The sequence below is a fragment of the Citrobacter sp. CK202 genome (assembly GCF_030333225.1).
Classification (GTDB): Bacteria; Pseudomonadota; Gammaproteobacteria; order Enterobacterales; family Enterobacteriaceae; genus Citrobacter_B; species Citrobacter_B koseri.
Genome location: NZ_JAOWGI010000026.1, coordinates 377,844 through 394,122, shown reverse-complemented (window position 1 = coordinate 394,122; position 16,279 = coordinate 377,844). Strand labels below are relative to the sequence as shown.

At 50.0% G+C, this 16,279-nt stretch carries 17 protein-coding genes; 4 read left to right on the top strand and 13 right to left on the bottom strand.

Annotated features, from left to right (window positions below):
• Positions 1 to 27: 27 nt before the first annotated feature.
• A complete protein-coding gene (locus tag OGX84_RS14695) occupies positions 28 to 1,647 on the bottom strand; it encodes a peptide ABC transporter substrate-binding protein (RefSeq protein WP_012132280.1) in 1,620 nt (539 codons plus the stop codon).
• Between the two features lie 228 nt (positions 1,648 to 1,875).
• On the opposite strand from OGX84_RS14695, the gene mpaA reads away from it, so the two are divergent.
• On the top strand, positions 1,876 to 2,604 hold the full coding sequence (mpaA, locus tag OGX84_RS14690; RefSeq protein ID WP_012132279.1) for a murein tripeptide amidase MpaA: 729 nt from the start codon (positions 1,876 to 1,878) through the stop codon (positions 2,602 to 2,604).
• Here mpaA and ycjG read toward each other — a convergent pair.
• Positions 2,579 to 3,544 (bottom strand): L-Ala-D/L-Glu epimerase, encoded by a 966-nt coding sequence (gene ycjG, locus OGX84_RS14685; protein ID WP_012132278.1) that lies wholly within the window; start codon positions 3,542 to 3,544, stop codon positions 2,579 to 2,581. The genes mpaA and ycjG overlap by 26 nt on opposite strands.
• Before the next feature lie 135 nt (positions 3,545 to 3,679).
• Between ycjG and tpx the strand changes: the two genes are divergently transcribed.
• Positions 3,680 to 4,186: a thiol peroxidase gene (gene tpx / locus OGX84_RS14680; protein WP_012132276.1), complete on the top strand. Its 507-nt coding sequence runs from the start codon at positions 3,680 to 3,682 to the stop codon at positions 4,184 to 4,186.
• Positions 4,187 to 4,237: 51 nt separating this feature from the next.
• Here the strand turns inward: tpx and OGX84_RS14675 are convergent, their stop codons facing one another.
• The 11 genes from OGX84_RS14675 to pspA form a co-directional block, all read right to left on the bottom strand.
• Positions 4,238 to 4,813, bottom strand: coding sequence for a helix-turn-helix domain-containing protein (locus tag OGX84_RS14675; protein ID WP_286458115.1), 576 nt, complete (start codon positions 4,811 to 4,813; stop codon positions 4,238 to 4,240).
• Positions 4,735 to 5,256, bottom strand: coding sequence for an oligogalacturonate-specific porin KdgM family protein (locus tag OGX84_RS14670; protein ID WP_286458113.1), 522 nt, complete (start codon positions 5,254 to 5,256; stop codon positions 4,735 to 4,737). The genes OGX84_RS14675 and OGX84_RS14670 overlap by 79 nt, the downstream gene beginning before the upstream one ends.
• Positions 5,257 to 5,324: 68 nt before the next feature.
• Complete coding sequence (locus OGX84_RS14665) at positions 5,325 to 7,052, bottom strand: hypothetical protein (protein ID WP_200030185.1); 1,728 nt, start codon at positions 7,050 to 7,052, stop codon at positions 5,325 to 5,327.
• A complete protein-coding gene (locus OGX84_RS14660) occupies positions 7,045 to 8,304 on the bottom strand; it encodes an oligosaccharide MFS transporter (RefSeq protein WP_200030184.1) in 1,260 nt (419 codons plus the stop codon). The genes OGX84_RS14665 and OGX84_RS14660 overlap by 8 nt, the downstream gene beginning before the upstream one ends.
• Positions 8,305 to 8,512: 208 nt before the next feature.
• Positions 8,513 to 10,054, bottom strand: coding sequence for a transcriptional regulator TyrR (gene tyrR / locus OGX84_RS14655; RefSeq protein WP_071258372.1), 1,542 nt, complete (start codon positions 10,052 to 10,054; stop codon positions 8,513 to 8,515).
• A 148-nt stretch (positions 10,055 to 10,202) separates the two neighbouring features.
• Positions 10,203 to 11,264 carry a YcjF family protein gene (locus OGX84_RS14650; protein ID WP_286458112.1) on the bottom strand — a complete coding sequence of 354 codons (1,062 nt, stop codon included), beginning with the start codon at positions 11,262 to 11,264 and terminating at the stop codon, positions 10,203 to 10,205.
• A complete protein-coding gene (locus tag OGX84_RS14645) occupies positions 11,261 to 12,658 on the bottom strand; it encodes a YcjX family GTP-binding protein (protein WP_058669435.1) in 1,398 nt (465 codons plus the stop codon). Before OGX84_RS14645 ends, OGX84_RS14650 begins: the two co-directional genes overlap by 4 nt.
• A 214-nt stretch (positions 12,659 to 12,872) precedes the next feature.
• Positions 12,873 to 13,094: a phage shock protein PspD gene (gene pspD, locus OGX84_RS14640; RefSeq protein WP_049008178.1), complete on the bottom strand. Its 222-nt coding sequence runs from the start codon at positions 13,092 to 13,094 to the stop codon at positions 12,873 to 12,875.
• 10 nt (positions 13,095 to 13,104) lie between these two features.
• Positions 13,105 to 13,464 (bottom strand): envelope stress response membrane protein PspC, encoded by a 360-nt coding sequence (gene pspC, locus OGX84_RS14635; protein WP_012132267.1) that lies wholly within the window; start codon positions 13,462 to 13,464, stop codon positions 13,105 to 13,107.
• A complete protein-coding gene (pspB, locus tag OGX84_RS14630; RefSeq protein WP_012132266.1) occupies positions 13,464 to 13,688 on the bottom strand; it encodes an envelope stress response membrane protein PspB in 225 nt (74 codons plus the stop codon). Before pspB ends, pspC begins: the two co-directional genes overlap by 1 nt.
• A 54-nt stretch (positions 13,689 to 13,742) precedes the next feature.
• Positions 13,743 to 14,411, bottom strand: coding sequence for a phage shock protein PspA (gene pspA / locus OGX84_RS14625; RefSeq protein WP_071258393.1), 669 nt, complete (start codon positions 14,409 to 14,411; stop codon positions 13,743 to 13,745).
• Between the two features lie 172 nt (positions 14,412 to 14,583).
• Here pspA and pspF point away from each other — a divergent pair, with 172 nt between their 5' ends.
• Together pspF and OGX84_RS14615 are read left to right on the top strand one after the other, a co-directional pair.
• Positions 14,584 to 15,558, top strand: coding sequence for a phage shock protein operon transcriptional activator (gene pspF / locus OGX84_RS14620; protein WP_199972032.1), 975 nt, complete (start codon positions 14,584 to 14,586; stop codon positions 15,556 to 15,558).
• A 178-nt stretch (positions 15,559 to 15,736) separates the two neighbouring features.
• A complete protein-coding gene (locus OGX84_RS14615) occupies positions 15,737 to 16,237 on the top strand; it encodes a DUF3828 domain-containing protein (protein ID WP_081353184.1) in 501 nt (166 codons plus the stop codon).
• Positions 16,238 to 16,279: the final 42 nt, after the last annotated feature.

The window sequence follows — 16,279 nt, the reverse complement described above, 5'->3', positions numbered from 1 at the left end:
CCGCGTCTTTTCGCTCACTGCCGCATATTATTTGTCGTGCTTCACAATATACATTGTCCGGCTATACGCCACGTCTTCCGGGTTATTAATGGGATAACCTTTCAGCCACGGTTTGATCAAACGTCCGTTGGTATACTGGTAAATCGGCGCAATCGGCGCCTGTTCCATCAGGATTTTCTCTGCCGCATTATAGTCCGCATTGCGCGCCTTCGCCGTATTTTCTACTGTCGCCTGCGTCATGATTTTATCGTAGGCCGGGTTATTGAAGCGCGAGATATTGCCCGTATGGGTCGAGGTTAACAATGACAGGAAAGTAGACGGTTCATTGTAGTCCCCCACCCAGGAGGCGCGGATAACATCAAAATTACCGGTGTTGCGGCTGTCGATATAGGTTTTCCATTCCTGGTTTTGCAGCTTCACCTCTACGCCCAGATTCTTTTTCCACATCGAGGCGACCGCAATCGCGATTTTCTGATGATTTTCAGACGTGTTATATAACAGCGTCAATTTGAGCGGTTTCTGCGGGCCATAGCCAGCCGCAAGCAATAACGTTTTCGCCTGAGCATTGAGTTCTTCCTGGCTCATTTGTTCAAATGGCGAAGGATCGGGAGTAAAGCCTGCCGTCACGTCCGGGGTGAAACGCCAGGCCGGTTTCTCCCCGGTTCCTAACACTTTTTCCGCCATGATGCGGCGATCAATCGTCATGCTCAGCGCCAGACGAACGCGGGAATCCGCCGTCGGGCCTTTTTGGGTGTTAAACGCATAATAATAGGTGCCCAACTGCGGCGGTGTGTAAACCTGCCCCGGTATATCCTTCAGCAACTTCTGATACAGATTTTTCGGGAAAGATTCGGTGATATCGATATCGCCAGCCAGATAACGTTTAGTCGCTGACGACTCCTGATTAATCGGCAGGAAAGTCACTTTTTGCAGCACCGTCTTCGCATTGTCCCAGTAGTGGGTATTGGGCACCACCACCAGTTTTTCGTTGACCACGCGATCATTCAACACATAGGCGCCATTGCCGATCAGGTTTCCGGGCTTCGTCCAGTCTTTACCGCTTTCTACATTGGCTTTCTGTACCGGGTAAAAAGCAAAGTTGGCAGTCAGGTTAACAAACCACGGCAGCGGTTTATCCAGCTGTATTTTTAGCGTGCGGGCGTCCACGGCGCTAACCCCAAGCGTATCCGGCGACGCTTTACCATCAATAATCGCCTGGGCGTTATTAATGCCAGCAAGGGCGGCAAACCAGGCAAACGGTGACAGGGTTTTCGGATCAACCAGACGTTGCCAGCTGTAGACAAAATCCTGCGCGGTCACCGGAGTGCCATCCGACCACTTTGCGTTATTGCGCAGGGTAAACGTCCAGATCCGGTTATCATTGGTCTTCCAGCGCGTAGCGACGCCAGGAATGATTTCCCCTTTCTCGTTCTGATTCACCAGACCTTCAAACAAATCGCGAATGACCTGAATCTCCGGCAACCCAACCGCTTTTGCCGGATCTAACGACGCCGGTTCATCTTTAATATGGCGGACCAGTTCTTGCTTCTCTGCCAGTACCGTTCCGCCGGGAACATCCGCAGCGTGTGTCAGGGAGACGCTGCTAATCAACAGCGCACAACAGGTAACTGAAACAGAGTGCTTCATAAGATGCCCTTAAATGATGAAGTTAGATGACTGCGTAATTATTTGTTTCGCATGAAGGAAATGCAAACGTCTTCCTACAGAAAGTTGATATTAACCCGATATACGCATCCGCTTCCAGGAAGCCAGATGGAGGATATTGCATAGCGCGCGCAACGCGTGAAAACGATTTGATTATCTGGGCAATTTGCACAACACTGCGAGTAATAACAACAGCATTCAGAGACACTTATGACCGTTACCCGTCCTCGTGCCGAGCGCGGCGCATTTCCGCCAGGAACCGAACATTATGGGCGTTCATTGCTGGGAGCGCCGTTGATCTGGTTTCCGGCTCCGGCGGCCGATCGCGAAAGCGGCCTGATTCTGGCCGGAACGCACGGCGATGAGAACGCGTCGGTGGTGACGCTCTCGTGTGCGCTGCGTACGCTGAATCCTTCACTCCGCCGTCATCATGTGGTGCTGGCGGTGAACCCGGACGGTTGCCAGCTTGGTCTGCGCGCCAATGCCAATGGCGTCGATTTGAACCGTAATTTTCCGGCGGCGAACTGGAAAGCGGGTGAGACGGTTTATCGCTGGAACAGCAGCGCCGAGGAGCGCGATGTGGTGCTGCTTACCGGCGAACATCCGGGATCTGAACCCGAAACCCAGGCGCTGTGTCAACTGATACACCGGGTGCATCCTGCCTGGGTGGTCTCCTTTCACGATCCTCTTGCCTGTATTGAAGATCCCAGACATAGCGAGTTAGGCGAATGGCTGGCCCGGGCATTTGAGCTGCCGCTGGTCTCCAGCGTAGGTTACGAAACGCCCGGTTCGTTTGGAAGCTGGTGCGCCGACCTCAATCTGCACTGTATTACCGCAGAGTTCCCGCCGATCTCATCCGATGAGGCCAGCGAAAAGTATCTGATGGCGATGTCTACTCTGCTGCGCTGGCACCCTAAAGATGAAGTTGCCCGGTCGTAAACCGTAAAGCGGGCTCGACATCCACCGCCAGCCAGGTGGGGCCATCGAGGTCAGCAAAACGCACCTGTGGGGCCAGCGGCAACGCTGCGCTAATGGCCCTGGAGGTACACAGCATGCATCCCAGCATCAGCCCAAAACCCTGTTCTCTGGCTTCGGCGGCCAGCGCCAGCGCTTCCGTCAGACCACCGGTTTTATCCAGTTTGATATTGACCATATCGTAGCGCCCCTGTAACGCCTTCAGGCTACTGCGGGTATGGCAACTTTCATCCGCGCAAATAGGGAGCGGATGAACAAAATTTTCCAGCGCGGCGTCATCCTGCGCAGGTAACGGTTGTTCCAGCATCGCGACGCCTAAATCCGCCAGCAGCTGGCATCGCGCCGCCAGCCCCTCTGTACGCCAGGACTCGTTTGCATCCACAATTAGCGTCGCATCAGGCACGACTGAGCGAATCGCGACCATTCGTTCGCTGATCAGGCGATCGTCCAGCTTAATTTTGAGCAGTTTCGCCCCTTTTTCCCACAGTGCCGCCGCGCTGGCCGCCATCTGTTCAGGCGTACCGATCACGACAGTCTGTGCTGTTGTCAGCGTAGCGGGCAATTCAACGGCCACAAACTCCGCCAGCGTTTGCTGCTGCTGGCGAGCGCTCAGATCCCACAGCGCGCAATCGACCGCATTTCTGGCCGCACCGGCGGGCAGCAATTTTTGTAGTGCTTCGCGGGTCAGCCCCTGTTCCAGTTGCGGCGCGATACTCATGATCTGCGCCAGCACCGAGGCATCGCTTTCGCCATAACGTGGATAAGGCGTACATTCCCCTACGCCTTTTACGCCCTCTTCCTCCAGTTCCACGACCACAACATGCGCTTCGGTACGACTTCCCCGGGCAATCACAAAGGGCGTGTGCAGCGGCCAGGCCTCCTCATACACCTTAACAGATCTCATTGGTTCTCCTTTTCTCGCCGTTTTTCTCGTTGCAGATGCGTGGCGGTGGATTAAACACAAATAGCGTTTGCCGTGTTAACTGCTGATGGCATAAACTAGCCACGACGTTAACTATATGTAAACAGGAAGATAACCATGTCACAAACCGTTCATTTCCAGGGCAATCCAGTCGCCGTCGCCAACACCATTCCTCAAGCTGGTAGCAAAGCACAGGCTTTTACCCTCGTGGCAAAAGATCTGTCTGACGTCACACTGGCTCAGTTTGCAGGCAAGCGCAAGGTGCTGAATATTTTCCCAAGTATTGATACCGGCGTTTGTGCGGCATCGGTACGTAAGTTTAACCAACTGGCGACAGAAATCGACAACACCGTCGTACTGTGCGTTTCTGCGGATCTGCCGTTCGCCCAGTCTCGTTTCTGCGGCGCGGAAGGTCTGAGCAACGTCATTACCCTTTCCACTCTGCGTAATCCTGACTTCCTGAAAGACTACGGCGTTGAAATCACTGAAGGCCCGCTGAAAGGTCTGGCGGCGCGTGCCGTGGTGGTCATTGATGAAAACGACAACGTCATTTTCAGCCAGCTGGTGAACGAAATCACCAACGAACCTGACTATGCTGCTGCGCTGGACGTGCTGAAAGCGTAATGATTCATTCTTGTCCAGCTCAATTATGAGCTGGACAAGTTACCGTTGTCATTATCTCCTTAAACTGTAGGATCTGCGGTACTGAAGCGGTGTTTTTCCCATCAATCGTCTGAAGCTGGTTATGAACCAGGCATATTCTGCAAATCCCGATTCTAAACCCACCTCTCTGACCGTAAGAGAAGTATGCACCAGCAATTCGCATGCATGGCGAATCCTTCGCATAACCACATATTCCTGAATGGTTCCTCCGGTCTCCTTGCGAAAACGCCTGGAAGCATGCCCTTCCGAACAACCAGATACCGTAGCCAATATCTCCAGTGAACAATTCTCCTTAAAATGATCCTCAATCCAGCGGATAATTGATGCAGAGAATGTATTTATCCCCGAAAGCGAAGCCTGTTGCTGATCATGTTCAGGCAAAAGACCGATAAGTTGCAGAAGTAAAAAAGCACTATCATTAATTGTTAGTACATTTTTTGAACTCAGCTGTTCAAAACGAAAGAATAGCGCTTCAATAAAGTTTTGTATTTCTGAAACATCAAAGATCCTCACCTCTTCACCATAACTGCTAAGTTGGCGAAATTGTATCTGCTGACGCGGAAAATCACGAAAAAATGGCAGCAACATTGCGCTACTGAAATGTAAGGTTGTACGATGATATTGATTGTGTAAATCATGCTCCACATAAATTTTATGAACGCGGCCTGGCGGAAAAACAAATAACCGTTCAGTCGAATATAAGGACGTAACTGCGTACCACTATTACTCCAATGAATAACACCACCAGGTACCAGAGCGAAACGGTCATTAATATGCCAGGTATAGTTAGTCTCCATCTCATTATAAGAGGAAGTCATATCATCTAATGAAGGTGAACCATTATTGCTATCGGTTTCCATACTGGCCCACCAACCACTGCTCCAGCTATTGCTGACTTTAAATCGGGACTCATAACTGTGGTTTTCTATATTATACCCACCACGCACATCAAACTGAACTGCATGTACAAAAGGCGTAAAAGATAAAAAAATAACCGCACCTGTGAACAGGAATTTTTTTGACATAGACATAAAAAGCACTCCGGCTAATAATCTAATATAGATAATTATCATCCACGATATTATTGTGGTGTTAATTTTTAGCAATAACGTATTTGCCAACTGACAGTCACATTTTTAGCACCAGAAACATTTCTCCTTCCTGTAATCTGTTGTCCTAATGCGCCATAAGGGCTACACAATGCTGTTCTTTCCACACAATAGTCTTCAAATCCATTTAATTCGAGAGATTGAATACCATTACTTTCATAATCTATATGTAAACTATCTGCCGAATGTATCATACGCATTTTTTCTGGAAAGACGGCACATTGTAGTTCGAGATACATCTCGCTATGTTTTAAAAAAGAAAATGTATCCACTCTGGTCAAAGTCGAGGGTTCAATAAAATAACGGGTACGACACTGACAAGAGTAATCCTTTTTCGGTTCTGATAGCAGAACCCCATTTTCCATTACTACGTTAAGTGCGGAATAATTAATCTCAATTTCCCAACCATTCTTCGTCTTCTGGTAACCACAGTCACCAAACCACACTAATGGTCGCAGTATACAGCCACGAGAGTCCACTAATCCAGGCACCCAAAGCGGCGCATGTCCCTGAGCTACGCCAGTAATCAGTCCGGTAGAAAAGGGAACCGGGAAATAGGGAGATGTGGCAAAATAATGTTTATCACCGTTAATTAATGGTAAAACAAATAACCGCTTGCCGTCATACCAATGGAATAGACCTCTGGTATATTTGTCATTGCAAAATGGCGTAAATTTAAGCGTTTGTTCTGGTAACATTAAAGGCGTTGCATCAAAGGAGGCATCAGCCCAGGCTCGCTGCACACAAAGATGCTGACAAGACAAACTGATATTTTCACCAACCAGTCTATGCTCAGCCCGATACGCGTCTGTTTGTCTCCCATAAAACCACAGATTCACACTCTGTTCATTTGAGTCATACCAAAAGTTTAAAAAACGTTCGCTACAGGCAAGCGTAAATCTGCTAGCCGCCGCGCATTCTTGTCGATCCAACAAACCAAGTCGCATACTGATAGTCAGAATTTCATTAAATGCACTATCACCATACGCGCCAATTGATCTTCCCCACAGGAACCCGACACCCTCATCATTCAACATTGCCAGTATCAGTGTCGACACTTGCCGCAATGCGTCTTTGAGCCAGTCGCATATCTCTAACCCAGTATCAATATGCCGTTGGCAAATTTCCGCAATCAGCAATATGCTATAACGGTCAAAGCGCCCTTTTCCCTCAGTTTCATCCACACATCCATGTTGCGAATGGGTACGATAATGTTCGACAAGTTGCTGGAGGATTTTTTGTGATGCAAATTGCGTCTCCCAACCAAGTAAAAAGCGCAATCGGGCGATGCTAAATGCGACACCATAATAATTAGTTGGAAAAGGTGGGTTTAATTTCCACGATTCCTCATCCACCAGTTCTTGCCAGCGAAGTTTTTCAGTAAGCCTTTGCAATTGCTGATCGCTAAAAATAGTATTCAGCAACCCCAAACAGTGCAGTTTCCACAGCGCCTGCAAGAAGTAATATTTCCCCCAGTTTTCACTGGGTGCTTTAACCAGCTCATGCCATACTCCAGACCACTGGTCAGCGCGTGCCGGGAAACGCTCAATCAGAAAACTCAGGGCCAAAGCAAACTTACCGCTAGCGTAGGGATCATCATCCAGCGTCAGTACAACACCAAAACTTTGCTCTTTGTTAATCGTTCTGTTCACGACACTATCCAGCACGTCGTATAATTTATCAATGATATTTTCTCTAAGCATATTACGCTCAAGCATGCGCATTCTCCGCAATGACTGGTTCTGTTCGTTTGTTATTTTGAAGAAGAAATGCGGATATAATAGTGAAAAACAATACTGTACATCCCATCATAAAATATGTATGTGAAAAACCTAATCGCTCATACAAGTAACCACTCAACGGCGACAAGATAACTGTTCCGATATAGTTAACGCTTTGATAGCCTAATAAATACATTGAACCATTTACTTTTTTATCAAAGTTAATTTCCAGATATTTGAAAATTGAAACCAGCAGGAATGACATTTCTATCCCCCACGACAATTTGATAATTCCAATTGTTATTGCACTTGTAACCAAACCAGAACCAATAAATCTAGCGGCCACAACAAAGCCTGTAATCAGCAAGCCGGTTTTTGGCCCCAGACGGTTGACAATGCCAGGTGCAATCATCATGAACAGAAACTCTACTCCCAGACTGGCAGCACCAAGATAACCAAACATTTGATGCCCGATTTCTTTACTGGCATAAAATGTGATAAAGAAACGTGGATATTGTTGTTCTGCGACAAAAATAATCCACACAACACCACAAACATATAAAACAAACGTCCAGAAATTGCGTGTGCTAAATAATGCTATAATATCGTATATTGTCGCTTTATCTTTAGCAATGATGCGATTTTTTACCTCTTCATTGACTTCGATCTTCATCGTAAAAACAATAATAAGAATTATCAGCGCACCTGCGGAACTTAACCCAAAATTGATCATTGGGTTAATATTAAAAATATAGCCTGTACTTGCGGCAGAGAATACAGAACCAATTGCGCCCCACATGCGGATTTGACCAAATTCAAGATCAAACAAACGGCCGAAGCGATCAAGGTATGATTCTGCGGCTGCACACCCTGCGTAGTATCCCATACTTAAAAATATACCGCCCAACGCAATACCAGCATACAACGCAGACTGCAATAGTGGTTTGTATATATAAAAGAAAAAGGGGAAAACGGTTATCGAAATAAGCGAGATAAAGAATAACAGATCTTTCCTTAACCCTAGCCGATCGATAAGAAACCCATATACAGGTTTGATTAGTACCGCACAAAAGCCGTTTACGGCAAAAACAATACCAATCGCAACACCATCAAGGCCTATCTTTTCTGATAGCCAAAAAGAATAAGTATCAAGTGTCGCTTTCCATGAGAAGAAGTAGACCAGGATAAAGAGACTGAGCGTAATATAAATTTTACGCCTGTTCTTTTCAGCACTATCACTTTTATTCATACACCCTCCTGTTTTGAGAGGGTTACATTATTCGCAAGATATGTAGCAAAATTGAATTAAGATCACAAAAAAAACATCGCACATGAAATGGCGTTTTAAAAAATAGGAAAAAATCGTAAAAACTTAAGAATTATGATGCAAATTTATTTATTCTGATATAAAAAAACACCCAACAGCAATAACTGTCGGGTGTTCTTCTATTCATTAATTACTCTTCGCTTTTCTTCTGATTCAAACCGTATTCACGTAACTTATTGGCAATCGCGGTATGTGAGACGCCCAGGCGTTTCGCCAGTTTGCGCGTGCTCGGATAATTGCGATAAAGCTGCGTCAACACGGAACGTTCAAAACGACTGGTGATATCATCCAGCGAGCCTTCCATCGCATCTTCACCAACGGCAACGGTCGTGGCGTCGTAATCCGGCAGCAAGATATCCTGCGGACGTAATTCGTACCCTTCAAGCTGCGTCAGCGCCCGGTAGATGGCGTTTTTAAGCTGGCGCACGTTGCCCGGCCAGCCATAACGGGTTAATACGGTGCTGAGATCGGCAGAGAGTTTTGGACGCGGCACACCCTGCTCATCGGCAAAACGCGCCACGAAAAGTTCAGTGAGCGGCATGATATCCTGCGGGCAATCACGCAGCGGCGGCAGATTGAGCGTCAGCACATTCAGACGGTAGTAGAGATCCTCGCGGAACAGCCCTTTTTGCACCAGTTCCACCAGATTCTTCTGCGTGGCGCAGATCACCCGGACATCAACGTGAACCTCATGATCCTCGCCAACGCGACGGAAAGTGCCGTCGTTAAGAAAACGCAGCAATTTGGTCTGCATGCGTGGCGACATCTCACCAATCTCATCCAGCAGCACCGAACCCCCGTTAGCCTGTTCAAAGAAGCCTTTTTTACCTTCCGGCGCATGACCAAACAGTTCGCTTTCAACTGCATCTTCAGGAATGGAGGCGCAGTTCAATGCCAGATACGGTTTTGCCGCACGCGGGCTTGCCAGGTGACAGGCATGGGCGAAGAGATCTTTACCGGTTCCGGTATCGCCGGTAATCAGCAGTGGCGCGCTCAGCGTAGCCAGCTTGCGAGCCTGCTCTACGACATGCTTCATTTTCGCGCTGACGGCGATAATCTGGCTAAACGCGCTCAAATCCTGAGTCGTCAAATTCTGCAACTGACGCCCCATTCGGATGGTAGAACGTAACATAACGACAGCGCCCGTGAGCATGTACTCGTCATTTTCCCCTTGCAAATGAACCGGGGTAATCTCCATCAGGAAGTTCTGCCCATTGATCACCACATGCTCGTTGTGAGAGACCTGCGGGTTGCTCTCCAGCCAACGCTGGAAGTTGAAGCCGTTGATCAACTGCGCGGCAGTGTGATTGCGCATACGCTCCTGATTTTGTGCGAAAAGCTGACAGCTCGCGGGGTTCGCCATCTCTATTTTACTTTTCATATCCAGAGAGAGGACGGGTTCCGGCAACGCTTCGAGCAGTGCGCTCAGCGCCAGATGCTCGCGTTCAGACGGCATCCACGGCACAGTACGGACATCGGTCACGCCGGAAATGCGGCGGATCTCCGCCATCAGGCTGCTGAAGTTGGTGAACTCCAGTTCAGCAAAATTAAGGTAAATTCGCCCGATGGGGTCAATCTCAATACCGCGTAAATCAATGCTACGAAGCACCAGCAAATCGAGTAATTCGCGGGTCAGACCAAGACGGTCTTCACAAAAGACTTCCAGACGCATGGGAACTTTCACCTAAAACAATGAGCTATTAGATAGATGATAAGCCAGTATTCGATTAGCAGGAAGGATTCTGTCAACAATTATTGACAGCATGACGGAAAATTGGGCGCCGGGCCGTAAAGTTATACGGTCAGCGCCCTTCCAGCGATCAGTTTTCACGCGGGGTTTTGCTTTTCTGCAAGGTTTCTTTGACCTGAACGATAAGCTGGCGACGAAAATCCCCCAGACGCGGCTTATCATCGTCGATCCACGGTAAAGGACGACACAGCTCCATCGCTTTAATGCCCAGACGAGCGGTTAACAGCCCGGCGCCAATACCCTGCGCCGCACGGGCAGACAAACGCGCCGCCAGATCCTGCGACATCCAGTCCATCCCGACTTCACGCACCAGCTCGCTGGCGCCCGCAAACGCAATATTGAGCAACACCAGACGAAACAGGCGCAGACGGCTGTAATACCCCAGTTCAATGCCATACAACGTCGCAATGCGATTGATCAGTCGCAAATTTCGCCAGGCGATAAATGCCATATCCACCAACGCCAGCGGGCTGACGGCGATCATTAACGTGGACTCGGCGGCCGAACGGCTGATTTCACGTCGCGCCTGGGCATCCAGCACCGGTTGCACCAGTTGAGCGTATAAGCTGACCACTTCCCGATCGTTTTGCGTCTCGTGAATCGAAGCATACCAGCGCTGCAACGCCAGGTGAGACTGATCGATACCGGCCTGCTGCGCCAGCTTTTCGCAAAACGCACGGCCCTTTCCCGTACCGTGGCTGTGCAACAGGTCGCGCGCTTCATCCCGTTCATGCGCCCGCTGGCGTAATCGCCATAGCCGACGCCATTCGGTTGCGACCGAGCCAACGCCTGCGCCAATGATCAACGCCCCGGCGGCACAACCGCCCAGCGCCACCCAGTCCTGGGTTTGCCATGCGTTCATAGTCCATTGCACGCCCTGGCCCACAACGCTGACGCCAAACAACGCCAGTCCCCCCATCACCATCTTGCGCCACAAACTGCGTTTAGGGCGCAGCGCGGCATCAATGACCGCTTCCGCCTGCCCCTTGTCTTCCAGAGACTCATCCACCTGCGCGGGGGCAAAGGTCTGCGCCTGCGTCTCGCTGAAGGTCTGTTGCGTTTTAAGCGTCTGGTTTTGCTCCACCTCCAGTGGACCTGCGAAATCGATACGCGGTTTTAACGGTTCGCTCATCGCAATTTGTCTCCTATTAAAAATTCCAGCGCGGCATCCAGACGAATGTGCGGCAATGGTTTGTCCACATCCATCACCTGCGGGCGAAACGCTTCAAACTGGAAACCCTGACTGTCCCAAAACGCTTGTCCCGGCAGGCGTGCGGGCACTTCGCCGGGGTATACCGTTAACGGCGTTCCGTCGCTTAAACGGTTACCGCGTAAGGCCGGGATCTTTTCACCATTCACGTCGATCAATCCACTGGTCGTCGCCTGTACGGACGCCAGTCCCAGACAATCCATGCTGATGCCTTCAAACGCCGCGTTTTGCCAGGCATCCTGAATCAGTTGCTGGAGCAAAGAGACCATATTGGCATGTTGATCGACAGTCACATGGTCTGCCTTGGTCGCCGCAAACAGCAGTTTATCAATCACCGGGGAAAAGAGTCGGCGAAATAGCGTTCGCTGACCATAGTGGAAACTCTGCATCAATTGCGTCAGCGCCAGACGCATATCGTTGAACGCCTGCGGCCCGCTGTTCAACGGTTGCAGGCAATCCACCAGTACAATCTGGCGATCAAACCGCAGGAAATGGTTTTTATAGAACCCTTTCACCACTTTTTCACAGTAGTAATTAAAGCGTTCACGCAACATTCCGGCGTTGGTGTGTTTGTCCGCCTGCGCCAGTATCGATTCGCCATGCGCATCCACATCCGGCCACGGGAAAAACTGCAACGCAGGCGCGCCCGCCATATCGCCCGGCAGCACAAAGCGGCCAGGCTGAATAAAGTGCAGCCCCTGCTGTTTACATTGGTGCAGATACGCCGTCCAGGCCGCGGCGATCTCCGCCAGGCGATTTTCATCAGCAGGCGCCAGCGGGTCCAGCCCCTGGCATAACTGACGCCATTTGGCCGACCATTCGCCCCGCTGCCCTTGCAATAAGCCGGTCATTTGCCGGGACCAGCTCAGGTAATCCTGCGCCAGCATCGGCAAGTCGAGCAGCCATTCGCCGGGATAATCGACAATCTCCAGGTATAACGTCGAGGTGTCTTTAAAATGACGCAGCAAAGAATCATTGGATTTATAGCGTAACGCGAGGCGGATTTCGCTCACACCGCGCGTTGGCGTCGGCCAGGCAGGCGGCTGGCCATAAAGCTGGGCCAGCCCTTCATCGTAGGTAAAACGTGGAATACCAAAATCACGTTGTGGAACGCGTTTCACGCCCAGCAAACGCTCCTCACGCACCGCGCTTAGCAGCGGCAGTCGCGATCCGGCATGGATGTTGAGCAGTTGGTTAACCATCGCAGTGATAAACGCGGTTTTTCCACTGCGGCTAAGTCCGGTAACGGCCAGACGTAAATGCCTGTCTACACCGCGATTAACCAGCGAGTTAAGTTCGTTTTTGAGTCGCTTCATCGCCATCCTGTTGTGCCTGAAGAGTCCATAAAAAGTATAACGAGCAGGAAATAAAGATAGGGGCTGATTATTAATTATCAACTCTCTGAGGTATTTATGGCGACGCCGTTTACGCCGCCACAAGCAGAAAAGTACACCTGTTATCGTTCTTACTGATGATCAGGATTTCATCATCCTGTACACATGGCCTTAAGAAAATATTTCCTGCATCCTCTTATCGCCCATAACGCCGGGATAATTTAGCCGCTGCCCGGCTCAGTAAAGGCTCAAGCGCCACCGCCAGCAACATCTTCAGCGGGCGCCGGGCCACGGATTTCACCGCCCACCCCGCTACGCCTGCGGGACCGTAGCGTAACGCGGTCAGGAGAACCAGCTTCCCTGCAAGTTTAAAGCCCGGCTTCACCTTTTGCCCGGCGCGTTGCCAGCGAGTATTCATCTCTGTCCTCTTACAATTGACGGAAGCGGCTGCGTAACGTGAAGGTATCAGAGGTCACATAGCGCTCCATTTCGCGTAAACGTTTTTCGCCTGCGGCCAGTTCACGATCCACCGCATCTAACAGTTCACCGCTGGAAGGCTGTTGCTCGCCCGTTGCCATGCTGTCCGGCATCGGGTCCAGTACAAAAGAGAGAATGATATAAGCCACCAGGGTGAAAAATGCCAGACCAAAGAAGATCGACAACACCACCAGGATACGCACCAGTTTCACCGGTACATCAAGGTACTGCGCGATACCGGCACACACCCCTCGCACCATCCCCTGCTGCGGCATGCGCCATAATTTCTTGTTCAGGTTAATTCCTCCCATTAGCGATCCCTCCAGTTCGGATGTTCGGCGTCAAGAATGGCTTCCAGCGCCTGAATACGCTCGCGCATGCGTTGCGCTTCGTCGGTTAGCTGCATTAAACGTTGCTGTTCGCTTTGCGACAGTTCGCCCCGACCGGAACGGTTGCTGTAATGCAGCCATAACCAAATCGGTAACACGAACAGCACGAAAATGGTTAACGGTATGGCCAGAAATAACGCGCTCATGAGTGCTCCTTACAGGTGATGAGCGGCGGCGCGTTCGGGCGCCGCCAGGTATTATTATTGGTTATCTTGCTTCATTTTGGCTTTCAACTGCGCCAGTTGTTCGCTGATTTCATCATCTGCTTTCAGATCGGCAAACTGCTGATCCAGGGTTCTCTGCTTGCCAAAGCTTTGGCTTTCCGCTTCCGCCTCCATCTGATCGATACGGCGTTCAAACGATTCAAAACGCGCCATAGCCTCATCCAGTTTGCCGCTGTCCAGTTGACGGCGGACATCACGGGAAGAGCTTGCCGCCTGGTGGCGCAACGTCAATGCCTGCTGACGGGCACGAGTTTCACTGAGTTTATTTTCCAGCTCACCAATCTCTTTTTTCATCCGCACCAGCGTGTCGTCAACCAGTACCGCTTCCTGATCGAGCGTGGCGATCAAATCCGTCAGTTTTTGTTTCTCAATCAGCGCGGCGCGCGCCAGATCCTCTTTGTCTTTACGCAGCGCCAGCTCGGCTTTCTCCTGCCACTCCGCCTGCTGCGCGGCGGCCTGCTCAATGCGACGGGATAACTGTTTCTTTTCTGCCAGCGCGCGCGCGGAATTAGAACGGACTTCCACCAGCGTATCTTCCATTTCCTGAATCATCAGGCGCACCAGCTTTTGCGGATCTTCCGCTTTTTCCAGCAGCGCATTAATGTTGGCGTTCACGATGTCGGCAAAACGAGAAAAAATACCCATAATTCAATCCTCACACGGTATGTTCTGATATCGGGCTATGCCCTGCTACAGGGTTAATACAATCTGCGTGCCAACTTTTTAATATATTGATTATTAAAACAATGCACGATTTTACCTCACGAGAGAAATAGGCTAAAGTGGTGAATAACACTAACAAGTGGTGAATCTCATCATGGCAGAATACAAAGATAACCTTCTCGGCGAAGCCAACAGCTTTCTTGAAGTGCTGGAGCAGGTTTCCCATCTGGCGCCGCTGGATAAACCCGTGCTTATCATTGGCGAACGCGGAACAGGGAAAGAGCTGATCGCCAACCGGCTGCATTTTCTCTCAACGCGCTGGCAAGGGCCGTTCATCTCCCTTAACTGCGCCGCGCTCAATGAAAACCTGCTCGACTCCGAGTTATTTGGTCATGAGGCAGGCGCATTTACCGGCGCGCAAAAACGTCATCCCGGGCGCTTTGAACGCGCCGATGGCGGTACGCTCTTTTTGGATGAGCTGGCGACCGCTCCCATGCTGGTTCAGGAAAAACTGCTGCGGGTGATCGAATACGGCGAGCTGGAGCGCGTCGGCGGCAGCCAGCCGTTGCAGGTTAATGTGCGTCTGGTCTGTGCGACAAATGCCGATTTGCCGCAAATGGTGAGCGAAGGGACATTTCGCGCCGATCTGCTGGACCGGCTCGCTTTCGACGTCGTACAGCTTCCCCCTTTACGCCAGCGTCAAAGCGACATCATGTTAATGGCCGAACACTTTGCCATTCAGATGTGCCGTGAGATTCATCTGCCCCTCTTCCCGGGTTTTACCGCGCGGGCGAGAGAAACCCTGCTTCAGTACCGCTGGCCGGGAAATATTCGTGAGCTGAAAAACGTGGTTGAGCGTTCGGTTTATCGGCATGGCAGCAGCGATTATCCGTTAGATGAAATTATCATCGACCCGTTTAAGCGTGACACTCCCGAACCGACGCCGCCGGAAACGCCCGTTTCTGTGCCATCATTGCCGCTGGATTTACGCGAATTTCAGCAACAGCAGGAGAAAGACTTTCTGCAAATCAGTCTGCAACAGGCGAAATTTAATCAAAAACGGGCAGCAGAATTGCTGGGTCTGACCTACCACCAGTTGCGCGCATTGCTCAAAAAACATCAGATTTAGCGCTCATGCCCGGGACAGTTGTTCTCATTCTGTGGGGGTAATATGTTAAGTGAATTAATGAGGTTTTCTTTATAATTAATTTCGATATTGGTTAATAACATAATAAAAATAATTACAAAGGTGATTGAATTTCCAGCGTAATGTTATACCCAACGATTTTGCATACAAGGGAAATGCCATGAATTGGGATAAACACGCAACCGTAGAATACGCACGCAGACACGCTATGATGGGTGCGAGCCTGGCTGGCTTGTTAATCAGCTCTTCTGCTTTTGCGGCGTTGTCTCCCGGCGGACCCGAAGCTACAGCTTTAACATTTAATCGCTGGTACATATCCCAGTTAATACAGGAGAAAAATCCACTGGCTGATTATGAGGGACTCCAGCCCTACGTTACAGCAAACACCATTGCTGCGTTAAAGACCTCAAATACAGCAGACCCAGGCTCCGAAGATGTACCCGATTCTGATATGTTCATCAAAGCCCAGGATTTTGACGATGACTGGCAGCAAATAGAGATCGTCTCATCAGACTTAGATCCCGTATGTACACAGGTCTATGTCTCTTTCGGCGCTGAACAGAAACACACAGTAATAGACTGCATGGTGAAAGAAAACGGTACCTGGAAAGTACAATCTGTCGCAGGCCAGAAAATATTGCGAAACGTAAGCCTGAAGTAATCATGTATCAAAGCCCGTAACTTAACTGAACGGGCATTTCCT

Excerpts from the sequence above, each read along its gene's own strand:
- OGX84_RS14695 (WP_012132280.1), bottom strand. The coding sequence starts at position 1,647 with ATGAAGCACTCTGTTTCAGTTACCTGTTGTGCGCTGTTGATTAGCAGC.
- mpaA (WP_012132279.1), top strand. The coding sequence starts at position 1,876 with ATGACCGTTACCCGTCCTCGTGCCGAGCGCGGCGCATTTCCGCCAGGA.
- ycjG (WP_012132278.1), bottom strand. The coding sequence starts at position 3,544 with ATGAGATCTGTTAAGGTGTATGAGGAGGCCTGGCCGCTGCACACGCCC.
- tpx (WP_012132276.1), top strand. The coding sequence starts at position 3,680 with ATGTCACAAACCGTTCATTTCCAGGGCAATCCAGTCGCCGTCGCCAAC.
- OGX84_RS14675 (WP_286458115.1), bottom strand. The coding sequence starts at position 4,813 with ATGTTGCTGCCATTTTTTCGTGATTTTCCGCGTCAGCAGATACAATTT.
- OGX84_RS14670 (WP_286458113.1), bottom strand. The coding sequence starts at position 5,256 with ATGTCTATGTCAAAAAAATTCCTGTTCACAGGTGCGGTTATTTTTTTA.
- OGX84_RS14665 (WP_200030185.1), bottom strand. The coding sequence starts at position 7,052 with ATGCTTGAGCGTAATATGCTTAGAGAAAATATCATTGATAAATTATAC.
- OGX84_RS14660 (WP_200030184.1), bottom strand. The coding sequence starts at position 8,304 with ATGAATAAAAGTGATAGTGCTGAAAAGAACAGGCGTAAAATTTATATT.
- tyrR (WP_071258372.1), bottom strand. The coding sequence starts at position 10,054 with ATGCGTCTGGAAGTCTTTTGTGAAGACCGTCTTGGTCTGACCCGCGAA.
- OGX84_RS14650 (WP_286458112.1), bottom strand. The coding sequence starts at position 11,264 with ATGAGCGAACCGTTAAAACCGCGTATCGATTTCGCAGGTCCACTGGAG.
- OGX84_RS14645 (WP_058669435.1), bottom strand. The coding sequence starts at position 12,658 with ATGAAGCGACTCAAAAACGAACTTAACTCGCTGGTTAATCGCGGTGTA.
- pspD (WP_049008178.1), bottom strand. The coding sequence starts at position 13,094 with ATGAATACTCGCTGGCAACGCGCCGGGCAAAAGGTGAAGCCGGGCTTT.
- pspC (WP_012132267.1), bottom strand. The coding sequence starts at position 13,464 with ATGGGAGGAATTAACCTGAACAAGAAATTATGGCGCATGCCGCAGCAG.
- pspB (WP_012132266.1), bottom strand. The coding sequence starts at position 13,688 with ATGAGCGCGTTATTTCTGGCCATACCGTTAACCATTTTCGTGCTGTTC.
- pspA (WP_071258393.1), bottom strand. The coding sequence starts at position 14,411 with ATGGGTATTTTTTCTCGTTTTGCCGACATCGTGAACGCCAACATTAAT.
- pspF (WP_199972032.1), top strand. The coding sequence starts at position 14,584 with ATGGCAGAATACAAAGATAACCTTCTCGGCGAAGCCAACAGCTTTCTT.
- OGX84_RS14615 (WP_081353184.1), top strand. The coding sequence starts at position 15,737 with ATGAATTGGGATAAACACGCAACCGTAGAATACGCACGCAGACACGCT.